The sequence below is a fragment of the Microbacterium sp. JAI119 genome (assembly GCF_013410135.1).
Taxonomy (GTDB): Bacteria; Actinomycetota; Actinomycetes; order Actinomycetales; family Microbacteriaceae; genus Microbacterium; species Microbacterium oxydans.
Window position 1 is genome coordinate 219,031 of record NZ_JACCCK010000004.1, and the last position, 10,398, is coordinate 229,428.

The 10,398-nt window shown below is 67.8% G+C and carries 8 protein-coding genes and 1 pseudogene; 6 read left to right on the forward strand and 3 right to left on the reverse strand.

The window, feature by feature from the left end:
* The first annotated feature begins 102 nt into the window (after positions 1 to 102).
* Genes HDC31_RS17165 through mnhG form a run of 6 tightly spaced genes read left to right on the forward strand, consistent with a single transcriptional unit; the run spans position 103 to position 6,457 of the window.
* Positions 103 to 3,072 (forward strand): Na+/H+ antiporter subunit A, encoded by a 2,970-nt coding sequence (locus tag HDC31_RS17165; protein WP_113680099.1) that lies wholly within the window; start codon positions 103 to 105, stop codon positions 3,070 to 3,072.
* Positions 3,072 to 3,668 (forward strand): Na(+)/H(+) antiporter subunit C, encoded by a 597-nt coding sequence (locus tag HDC31_RS17170; protein WP_046748038.1) that lies wholly within the window; start codon positions 3,072 to 3,074, stop codon positions 3,666 to 3,668. Before HDC31_RS17165 ends, HDC31_RS17170 begins: the two co-directional genes overlap by 1 nt.
* Positions 3,665 to 5,215: a Na+/H+ antiporter subunit D gene (locus HDC31_RS17175; RefSeq protein WP_045262651.1), complete on the forward strand. Its 1,551-nt coding sequence runs from the start codon at positions 3,665 to 3,667 to the stop codon at positions 5,213 to 5,215. Before HDC31_RS17170 ends, HDC31_RS17175 begins: the two co-directional genes overlap by 4 nt.
* Positions 5,215 to 5,805 carry a Na+/H+ antiporter subunit E gene (locus HDC31_RS17180; protein ID WP_113680098.1) on the forward strand — a complete coding sequence of 197 codons (591 nt, stop codon included), beginning with the start codon at positions 5,215 to 5,217 and terminating at the stop codon, positions 5,803 to 5,805. The genes HDC31_RS17175 and HDC31_RS17180 overlap by 1 nt, the downstream gene beginning before the upstream one ends.
* Positions 5,802 to 6,071 carry a monovalent cation/H+ antiporter complex subunit F gene (locus HDC31_RS17185; protein ID WP_021200077.1) on the forward strand — a complete coding sequence of 90 codons (270 nt, stop codon included), beginning with the start codon at positions 5,802 to 5,804 and terminating at the stop codon, positions 6,069 to 6,071. The genes HDC31_RS17180 and HDC31_RS17185 overlap by 4 nt, the downstream gene beginning before the upstream one ends.
* Entirely contained in the window at positions 6,068 to 6,457 is a 390-nt protein-coding gene (mnhG, locus tag HDC31_RS17190) for a monovalent cation/H(+) antiporter subunit G (protein ID WP_046748040.1), read from the forward strand. The genes HDC31_RS17185 and mnhG overlap by 4 nt, the downstream gene beginning before the upstream one ends.
* Positions 6,458 to 6,504: 47 nt before the next feature.
* On the opposite strand, the gene HDC31_RS17195 is transcribed toward mnhG, so the two are convergent.
* From HDC31_RS17195 to HDC31_RS17205, 3 genes and pseudogenes are all read right to left on the reverse strand, one after another.
* Complete coding sequence (locus HDC31_RS17195) at positions 6,505 to 7,266, reverse strand: alpha/beta fold hydrolase (RefSeq protein ID WP_046748041.1); 762 nt, start codon at positions 7,264 to 7,266, stop codon at positions 6,505 to 6,507.
* Positions 7,267 to 7,322: 56 nt separating this feature from the next.
* Positions 7,323 to 9,986: a penicillin acylase family protein gene (locus HDC31_RS17200; RefSeq protein WP_113680097.1), complete on the reverse strand. Its 2,664-nt coding sequence runs from the start codon at positions 9,984 to 9,986 to the stop codon at positions 7,323 to 7,325.
* A gap of 137 nt (positions 9,987 to 10,123) precedes the next feature.
* Positions 10,124 to 10,398, reverse strand: a pseudogene (locus tag HDC31_RS17205) (hypothetical protein); the annotation flags it as partial.

A 10,398-nucleotide genomic window follows, 5' to 3' on the forward strand; every position in this document is an offset into this window, starting at 1 on the left:
TCGTGCAACTGTGGACCGCAGGAACCTCTCGCGCCGGTAAACTGGTCTGACACCCGCCCGCCTGTGCCGAAATGGCCGACGAGCCCTGAGGGAGCCGCGTATATGCTGATGCTCCTCGCTGTGTTCCTCCTCGGGTCGCTGCTGATGCCCGTTCTGGTGCGCTGGCTCGGAGCTCAGGCCTTCGCCATCGCCGCCCTCGTTCCGGCAGCCGCCTTCGTGCACGCGCTCGTCATGACGCCGCGGGTGCTCGACGGCCCCGTCCCGTTCGAATCGGTCGAGTGGATCCCGCAGCTGGGACTCAACCTCTCCATGGACATGGACGTGCTCGGCTGGGTGCTCACGCTGATCGTCACCGGCGTCGGCGCGCTCGTGCTCCTCTACTGCCGCTGGTACTTCTACGAGGACTCCGCGGGGGTCGGCCAGTTCGCCGGTGTCCTGCTCGGCTTCGCCGGGGCGATGTACGGGCTCGTGCTCACCGACGACCTCGTGATGCTCGTCATGTTCTGGGAAGTCACGAGCATCCTCTCCTACCTCCTCATCGGCCATTACCGTCGGCGCGCTGCCAGCCGTCGTGCCGCACTGCAGGCGCTGCTCGTGACCACGCTCGGCGGTCTCGTGATGTTCGTCGGCGTCGTGCTGCTCGTCGTCGACACGGGCACCTCGAGCATCCGCGAGATCCTCGAGCTCGCGCCCAGTGGGCCGCTCATCGATGCCGCGATCGTGATGCTCCTGATCGGGGCCATCAGCAAGTCGGCGCTGTTCCCCTTCCACTTCTGGCTTCCGGGTGCCATGGCGGCTCCCACCCCGGTCAGCGCCTACCTGCATGCGGCCGCGATGGTGAAAGCCGGCATCTACCTGATCGCCCGCTTCGCCCCGATCTTCGCGTTCAGCACGACATGGCGACCGATCGTCATCACGCTCGGCATCGTCACGATGCTGCTCGGCGGAATCCAGGCGCTTCGGGAGACCGACCTCAAGCGCATCCTCGCCTTCGGCACCGTGAGCCAGCTCGGCTTCTTCGCGATCGTCGTCGGCTACGGCACGCAGGCGACCGCCCTCGCCGGTCTCGCCCTGGTCATCGGCCACGCGCTGTTCAAGTCGGCGCTGTTCCTCATCGTCGGTGTGATCGACCGCCAACTGTCGACCCGTGACATCAGCGAGCTCTCCGGTGTCGGTCGGCAGGCGCCCGTCATGGCCACAGCGGCATTCATCTCCGTCGCCTCCATGGCGGGTATCGCGCCGACCATCGGCTTCGTCGCCAAGGAATCGACGCTCACCGCGCTCCTCGACGACGCGCAGGGCGGCTCCGCCTGGGGTCTCGTCGCGCTGATCGGGATCGTCCTCGGCTCCATGCTGACTGCGGCATATGGCGTGCGCTTCCTCTGGGGTGCGTTCTGGAAGAAGCGCGACGACCAGGGCCAGCAGCTTCCCGACACCGCATGGCCCGATCCGCCGGTGGGCTTCCTGTCCGCGCCGATCATCCTCGCGGGGGTCACCCTCGCCACCGGCATCGGCGCTCCCGCCCTGGACACCGCTCTGCAGGGATACGCCCTCACGGCGACTCCCGGCCTCGATCACTCCGGGGAAGCCGTCGAGGGCCCTGGCCACTTGGCGCTCTGGCACGGCTTCGAACCGGCGCTGGGCATCTCGATCCTGTCGATCCTGCTCGGCATCGGGCTGTTCCTGCTCACCCGCAGGACCGCCTGGGACCGCAAGGCTCGCATCCTGCGCTTCACCGCGGCCGACGTGTACTACTTCGTCATGCGCGGCGTCGACCGTCTCTCGGTGCTCAGCACGACGCTCACGCAGCGCGGCTCGCTGCCCGTGTACGTCGGCACCATCTTCGTGGTGTTCGTCGCCGCCGAGGTCACGGCGCTGATCGCGAGCGACATCGATCGGTACAACCTGTCCCTCTGGCACACCCCGGCGCAGATCGCCGTCGCGCCGATCATGGCGATCGCCGGCATCTTCGCGGTCCGTGCGCGCAAGCGCTACACCGGCGTGGTGCTGGTCTCGGTCACTGGACTCGGAATGGTCGTGCTCTTCGCGACGAGCGGCGCTCCCGACCTCGCGCTCACGCAGATCCTGGTCGAGACGGTCACGATGGTCACTTTCGCCCTCGTGCTGCGTCGTCTTCCCGCGCGCATGGGCGAGCACAACGCCTCGGTCGGGCGCATCCCCCGCGCCCTGCTGGCCATCGGCGTGGGCGTCACGATGGCCTTCGTGGCCGTCGTCGCCACCCAGTCCCGCGTCGCCGACCCGATCTCGGAGGCGTTCCCGAAGCTCGCGTACGAGATCGGCCACGGCAAGAACGTCGTCAACGTGGCACTCGTCGATCTGCGTGGCTGGGACACCATGGGCGAGCTCTCGGTGCTCGTGCTCGCCGCGACGGGCGTCGCCTCCCTCGTGTTCGTCACGCACCGCGCCGATCTGCTGGCCGCCACCAAGAACCTGCCGCGAGCCACGCGCAAGGCCGCGCGCAGCCGCCCCCTCGTCGAGACGACCGAGGGCATCCGCTTCCAGACGTCCGAGAACGAGAGCAGCCCGCGGGCATGGCTCGTCGGCGGCCAGAAGATGAAGCCCGAGAACAGGTCGATCCTGCTCGAGGTGATCGTCCGCATTCTGTTCCACACGATCATCGTGGTGTCGATCTTCCTGCTGTTCTCCGGGCACAACCTGCCGGGTGGCGGGTTCGCCGGCGGTCTCGTCGCGGGTATGGCGCTGGTGATGCGCTACATCGCCGGCGGTCGCTGGGAGCTGGGAGCCGCGGCCCCGACGGACGCGGGGCGCCTCCTCGGCACCGGCCTCATCCTGGCCGTCGGCACGGCCGTGGTGCCCCTGTTCTTCGGCCTCGCCCCGTTGACCAGCACGTTCTGGGAGTGGGAGATCCCGCTCATCGGACACATGGAGTTCGTCACGTCGACCATCTTCGATGTGGGCGTCTATCTCGTCGTGATCGGACTCGTGCTCGACGTGCTCCGCAGCCTCGGGGCCGAGGTCGACCGTCAGGCCGCGCTGCGCACCACGCCCGGTCCTGAAGGATTCCTCTCGCGGGGCGGGAGGAGCAGCTGATGGATGTCTCCCTCACCCTGATCGTCATCATGGCCATCCTCTTCGCATGCGGTGTCTACGCGATGCTGGAGCGCAGCCTGACCCGCGTGCTGATCGGCTTCCTGCTGCTCGGCAACGCCACCAATCTGCTGCTGCTGATCGTGATGGGCGTGCCGGGCAACGCCCCGTTCTTCGGTACCGAGGGCGAGATGAGCGACCCCCTCCCGCAGGCGCTCACCCTCACGGCCATCGTGATCACGTTCGCGGTCTCGGCCTTCCTCCTCGCACTGATCTATCGCTCCTGGCAGCTCGGACAGGCCGACACGGTCGAGGACGACGAGGCAGACATCGCCCTGCGCGAGCGCACCGATGCCGACGAAGACCTCATGGACGACGAATCCGAGACGGACGACGACGAGGCGACCACGGACTTCGTCGGCGTGCAGACCGCGCCGATCACGGTGCTGCACATGCGGGACCACCCCTCCATCCACGACGATGCGCCGTATGACGCTCCGACCGGTTGGGGGAGCGAACCCTCTGCTGCGGACGAGGGTCGAGAACCGCGCCCCGACGAACCCGATGACCACGACGAGAACGAGGAGGGCAGGCCATGACCGCCCTCGTCCCCCTCCTCGTCGCACTGCCACTGCTCGGTGCCGCCGTCACTCTCGTGTTCGGCCGGAACGCGCGCCTCCAGGTCGTCGTCACCGTCGCCACCCTCGCCGCCGTCTCGATCATCGCCGCCGTGCTCCTGGTCGTCGTCGATTCGGGTGCTCCGCTCGCGGTGTCGGTCGGCGGATGGCCCGTTCCGTTCGGCATCGTGCTCTATGTCGACCGGCTCGCCGCGCTCCTGGTGCTGATCTCCAGCATCGTGCTGCTCGCGGTGCTGCTCTTCTCCATCGGCCAAGGTGCGGCGGACGGCACCGACGAGACGCCGATCTCCATCTTCAACCCGTCGTACCTGATCCTCGCGGCCGGTATCTTCAACGCCTTCATCGCCGGGGACCTGTTCAACCTGTACGTCGGATTCGAGATCCTGCTCGTCGCCTCCTACGTGCTGATCACGCTGGGCAGCACCGAGTCCCGTATCCGCACCGGCGCGGTCTACATCGTCGTCTCGCTGGTCTCGTCGATCCTGTTCCTCGCCTCGATCGCCATGATCTACGGCGCGCTCGGCACGGTCAACATGGCCCAGATCGCCGAGCGGATGTCGGAGCTCCCCCAGGAGACGCAGCTGGTGCTGCACCTGATGCTCGTGGTGGCCTTCGGCATCAAGGCTGCCATCTTCCCGGTGTCGTTCTGGTTGCCCGACTCGTACCCGACCGCTCCGGCCCCGGTCACCGCCGTGTTCGCCGGCTTGCTGACGAAGGTCGGCGTGTATGCGCTGATCCGCACCGAGACGCAGCTCTTCGCCTCGAACAGCATCGACACCCTGCTGCTGATCATCGCGCTCGCGACCATGATCGTCGGAGTGCTCGGCGCCGTGGCGCAGGCAGAGCTCAAACGAATCCTGTCGTTCACGCTGGTCAGCCACGTGGGCTACATGATCTTCGGGCTCGCGATAGCGACGCCCGCCGCTATCGGCGCGACGGTGTACTACATCGTTCACCACATCGTCGTGCAGACGACGCTGTTCCTCGCCGTCGGGCTCGTGGAACGCCGAGCGGGAAGCACGTCGATCCTGCGGGTCAAGGGGCTGCTGAAGGTCGCCCCGGTCATCGCGGTGCTGTACTTCGTTCCCGCGATCAACCTCGGCGGCCTGCCACCCTTCTCGGGGTTCATCGGCAAGTTCGCGCTGTTCGAAGCTGCGGCCTCCGTCGGAACTCCGATCATGATCGTGCTGATCTTCGGCGGTATCATCACCTCGCTGCTGACGCTGTACGCGCTGATGCGCGCCTGGAACCTCGCCTTCTGGCGCGAGGAGGAGGACTCCACCGAGACCGAGGGCCGCATCTCCTACCTGGGTAACGCCCCCGCCGCCGACGAGCAGCAGGAGCGTCGCCGCATCCCGAAGATCATGACCCTCGCGACCGGAGGCATGGTCGCTGTGACCCTCGCTCTGACCGTGTTCGCCGGTCCCCTGTACGCCCTCTGCGACCGCATCGGCGCCGGACTGCTGCAGCCCGTGAGCCTCGTGCAACTGGAAGACGAGGTGGGCTGATGGCGCGTGACACCCGGCGTCACCTGTGGCGCGACATCCGCGTGCAGCTGCCGTTCCTCGCGTGGCTCGTCGTGCTCTGGATGCTGTTGTGGGCGCAGTTCACGGTGCTGTCGTTCCTCACGGGACTCGTCGTCGCGATCTTCGTCACCCGCGTGTTCCGCCTGCCGACCGTCGCGCTCTCCGGCCGGATCAACCTCTGGTACGCGGCGCTCTTCGTGGTGCAGTTCCTGTTCGCCGTGCTGAGCGGCGCCCTCTCGGTCACCGTGCAGGTCTTCGACTTCCGCCGACAGCCGGGGACGGCCATCATCGCGGTGCCGCTGCGCTACGCGGACGACCTCGTCATGACGCACGTCGCTGTCGTGTCGTCTCTGATCCCCGGGTCGCTGGTCGTGGAGACCGACCGCGACCGCCGGATCCTGTACCTGCACGTGATCGGCGTCCGGAACCTCGACGACGTGGAGAAGCAGCGTGCGGGCGTGCTGCGCTGGGAGCAGCGGGTCGTGCGTGCGCTCGGAGACCCCGCTCAGTATCGTGCCCTCAAGGCCGACGAGCGTGCGGGCCTCGGACCGACGAAGGGCGGTGCCCGATGAACATCCTCCTGCTGTTGATCATGGTGGTGTTCGGCATCGCCGCCGTGCTCGCCCTGATCCGGATCGTGCGCGGGCCGTCGATCCTCGACAGGGCCGTGGCCTCCGACGTGCTCCTCACCGAGGTGATGTGCGTGATCGGTGCGGAGATGGCCATCAACGGTCACACCCGCAACATCCCGGTGCTCCTGATCATCGCGGCCATCGGGGTGTTCGGCTCGATCGCCGTCGCCCGCTTCGTCGCGAGAAGGGACAACACGACACCATGAACGTGTTCGGTCTCATGATCCCCGACGCCGTCATCGACGTGGCGGTGCTCGTGCTCATCCTGCTCGGCGCCGTGCTGTGCCTGTCGGCTGCGGTCGGGCTGCTGCACTTCCGCGATGTGCCTTCGCGACTGCACGCGGCGACCAAGCCGCAGGTTCTCGGTCTGCTCCTCATCTGCATCGCCATCGCACTGTCGCAGCGCTCGATCGGCGGCATCCTGCTCGGGTTCGTGCTGGTCGCCCCGGTGGTGCTCATGCAGTTCGCGACCGCTCCGCTCTCGGCGCACATGGTCGGACGGCAGGCGTACCGCAACGGCACCATCGAGCAGCGCGGTCTCGTGGTCGACGAACTCGCCGAGTCGAAGCAGACCCCGCCCGCCGCCGGCTGACCTCGAGGTCTGATCCCGGGAGCCGCGCGACGGAAGGCCCGCGGGCGTCAGATACGGGCGGCGAACTCGTGGATCAGGCGTGCCGCGGGCTCGGAGTCGCTGATCAGGGTGCCGTGACCGTGGTCGGGGATCACCTCGAGGTCGGCTCCGGGGATCGCGTCGATGATCTCGCGGCACCAGCTCATCGGTGCCAGCGGGTCGCTCTCTCCGCGCAGCACCAGCACCGGGCACTCGATGCGCACGAAGGCGTCTTCCGGCTCGTGCACGATCGTTGCGCGCATCTTGCGGAAGAGGTGTGGTCCGCCGCGGAGGTACTCGCGGGCTCCACGCCAGATGACCAGCGGCCGCTCGCCGATGAGGTCGGTCAGCAGGTAGCGGGCCTGCGCTCCGATGTTGCGTGCCGCCTTGTTCACGGTGGGACCGGCGAGCACCACTCCTTCGACGAGGGACGGATGGCGTGCGGCGAGCTCGGCAGCGATCTGGCTCCCCATGGAGTGGCCGATCACGAGAACGGGACCGGAGTCCACGTGCTGGAGGTAGGCCGCGACCAGGTCGGCGTGCCGCTCCATCGTGAGGGTGCGCGTGGGCTCTGGCGCCTCCCCGAAGCCCGGCAGATCGACCGCGATGACTCGTCCATCGAGCCGCTGCACCACGTCGAGGTAGACGCTGCGCCCCATGCCGATACCGTGCAGGAGCAGGTAGGTGTGCGGTCCTTCTCCGAACGTCTCGGCGATGAGGGTCGCGCCTCCGTGCTCGAACTCCAGGAGCGTGACGGGGGTGCCCTTGGGGGCGAGGTAGCTGGTTGGCACCCATCCACGCTAGCCGAGCATCCTGGGGCAGTGCTCGGATACTCCGACCCTCGGGTTCAGTCGGCCGGGCTGAGCACCAGCGTGTCGACGGCTGCGGACTTCACCGCCTGCGTCGAGTACGCCCACGGCTTCTGGGCGCCTACCGCCCAGTCGGCGGTCTGATCGGTGTAGTGCTCGTGGAACGCGTGTCCGGAGGCACCGGTCAGGTGGTTCCAGGTCGAGGCGTCGAAGTCGGAGAGATCGACCACCATCCGCATCGACGGCACCGTCGTCGTCGCATACGAGACGCCGAGCTCCCATCCGGTCGCGTTCACGACGGACGCTCCTCCGCTCACGGGGAACGGCCCGCGATTGAACAGTGCTTCGATCGGGGCGATCCCCGACGAGCCGAGCGTGTCGCTGGTGAGGGTGATCGCGTGCAGGTCACCCCAGTTCCATCGCGAGATCGTGGTCCCCTGCAGGGCTGCGAGCTCGTCGTAGGCCTCCTCCGCCGACAGCGCGAGCATCTGCTCCATCCCGTCGACGTCGAGCTGCTCGTTGGTCCAGAGCGGGTCGGACGGATCGGTCAGCATGGCGGAGACGACCGTGAACAGGCGCCCCTGACCATCGATCGGGAGGGGCTGCTCGCGCTCGGCGAAGATGTTCTGCACCAGGTTCGACCACAGCACGTTCGCATAGGCGGCGGCCGCCGACGATGCGCTGTTCTGACCGTCCCAGGCCTCCAAGAGGTCGACGGCATCGGACGCGCCTGCCCCGGAGACGTCGACCTCGGCCATGGCGGTCGCCAGCTGCGTTCCGATCCACATCTCGTTGTCCATCTGGATGTCGCGCATGTCGTCGGGGGTCAGCGGGGCGACCGCCGTCCGCCGTTCGATGAGGTGGGCGATCCGCGCCGCCCGGTAGCCGTAGTCCCAGTCGCGGGAGAGGAAGTAGGCGTAGTCGTCCGTCACGATCGCGTTGTTCGCGGTGACGATGTACCCCGAGTTCGGGTTGTACGACACCGGCAGCTCCTCGAACGGGATGAAGCCCGTCCAGTCGTAGCTGCTGTCCCATCCGGGCTGGGGCATCCATCCGTCGCCAGCACCGCGGATGGGGAGGCGGCCGGGGGCCTGGTATCCGATGTTGCCCTCGGTGTCGGCGTAGATGAGGTTCTGCGCCGGCACGTCGAAGAGCGACGCGGCGTAGCGGAAGTCATCGAAGTCCTGCGCGGTGGAGAGGGCGAAGATCGCCGTCGCGGCCGTCCCGGGATCGAGCGCCGTCCACCGCAGGCTCACGGCGTACTCGGCGTCCTCCGACCCGGGGACGGGAGTGGTCGGCGCGGAGGCCTCGACGCCCAGCGCGGGCTCTGGGTCATCGGCGATCTCCGTGAAGTCGTCCGTGAGTCCGGAGATGATCGGGCCGTGCACGGTGGAGCGGATGGTCAGATCGATGTCATCGCCGCCGGCGACCTTGATCGTCTCCGTGCTCTCCTCCAGCGGCACCAGGGCTCCGTCGCGCCAGTACTGGTCGCCCTCGACCCGCTCGACGTAGAGGTCGGTGACGTCGGTGGTGAGGTTCGTGAACCCCCACGCGACCTTCTGGTTGTGGCCGATCACGATGCCGGGCAGCCCGGAGAACGAGAAGCCGCCCACATCGAACGGGCACTCCTCGTCCACGGTCGAGCACTTCAATTGCACCTGGTACCAGACCGAGGGGAGGGAGGCTCCGAGGTGCGGGTCGTTCGCGAGCAGCGGCATCCCCGTCTCGGTGAGGTCTCCGGAGACGACCCACGAGTTCGAGCCGATGCCCTCGCCCACGTCGCCGACCAGCACGCTGGCGGCCTCGATGACGTTCGAGGTCTCCTCCCAGTCGATGGTGGTCGACGCCTGCTGCGCCTCACCCTCGGTCTCGCCGGGGGTGAAGGCTGCGGGTTCCGCTCCCGTGCCGAGCGCCGGAACGGTCGAGATCTTCGGGACGATCACCGGGTTCTCAGCGAACGGGTACTCGGGGTAGAGCTTCGCCAGCATGTCCGCGGTGGTCGCGGCATCCGGGGCATTGCCGTCGGTAGCGGTGCTCAGCTCGGCGGCGAGGAGCGATCGCTCGGTCTCGTCCTCGATGTTGCCGCGGAGATCCCAGGCCATGGCCTTGAGCCAGGCCACGGAATCGGCAGGTTCCCAGGGCTCTGGGGCGTAGTCGGGGTTCTGCAGTCCGATCACGGCGTACTCGAGCGAGAGCTCGGCACCCGAACGCGAGGCCAGGTAGGCATTCACCCCATCCGCATACGCCTCGTAGTAGCCGCGGGTGGTGTCGTCCATGGCCTCGACCTCGGCCTCGGCGACCTTGCGCCAGCCGAGGGTGCGGAGGAAGGCGTCGGTTCCGGCCTGCGACTCCCCGAACATCTCGGCGACCCGTCCGGACGTCACGTGGCGGCGGAAGTCCATCTCGAAGAAGCGGTCCTGCGCGTGCACGAAGCCCTGGGCGTAGAACAGATCGTCCGTGGAGTCGGCGGTGATCGTCGGGATGCCGCGGTCGTCGCGCTGCACGGTGACCTCGGCCTGGAGGCCGTCGAGCTCGATGGATCCGTCGGTCTGCGGGAAAGAGCGCTGGATCGTCCAGGTCACGAAGAACGCGGCAGCCACGGCCACCACGACGATCGCGGCCACAACGAGGAACGCGACGCGTCCGATGCGGACACCCAGCGAGGGGCGTGAGGGTGCGGCGGGCTCCTGCGAATCGGTCATCATCGTCGAGAACTCTTTCGGGTAGACAGGTGGAACTCAGTCCCACCGAGCCCCGGTGCGCGTGTCAGGGTCGCGCCTTCGCATCATATCCACCTCCGCGCTCGCCGCGAGGTGTTCCGCCGCGAGCGCCCGACCGATCACCCGATCAGGCTCGGCTGCAGATCCCGCAGCGTGCGGCGGTGCGTCATCCGGGTCACCCCGATCATCGCGAGCAGCAGCGCACCGACGAGCCAGACTCCGAGCACTGCCAGATCCCACCCGGCCCGCGCGTAGTCACCGCCGTACATCAGCTGGCGCATCGCATCGACCACGTATCCGGCTCTTCGGACATCCGGTGGGGTGAGGGTGGCCGGGCGGTGATTCGGCGGTAGGGGTCGAGGTCCCCGAGGATCAGAAGCGCTAACTCTCTGAT

Excerpts from the sequence above, each read along its gene's own strand:
- HDC31_RS17165 (WP_113680099.1), top strand. The coding sequence starts at position 103 with ATGCTGATGCTCCTCGCTGTGTTCCTCCTCGGGTCGCTGCTGATGCCC.
- HDC31_RS17170 (WP_046748038.1), top strand. The coding sequence starts at position 3,072 with ATGGATGTCTCCCTCACCCTGATCGTCATCATGGCCATCCTCTTCGCA.
- HDC31_RS17175 (WP_045262651.1), top strand. The coding sequence starts at position 3,665 with ATGACCGCCCTCGTCCCCCTCCTCGTCGCACTGCCACTGCTCGGTGCC.
- HDC31_RS17180 (WP_113680098.1), top strand. The coding sequence starts at position 5,215 with ATGGCGCGTGACACCCGGCGTCACCTGTGGCGCGACATCCGCGTGCAG.
- HDC31_RS17185 (WP_021200077.1), top strand. The coding sequence starts at position 5,802 with ATGAACATCCTCCTGCTGTTGATCATGGTGGTGTTCGGCATCGCCGCC.
- mnhG (WP_046748040.1), top strand. The coding sequence starts at position 6,068 with ATGAACGTGTTCGGTCTCATGATCCCCGACGCCGTCATCGACGTGGCG.
- HDC31_RS17200 (WP_113680097.1), bottom strand. The coding sequence starts at position 9,986 with ATGACCGATTCGCAGGAGCCCGCCGCACCCTCACGCCCCTCGCTGGGT.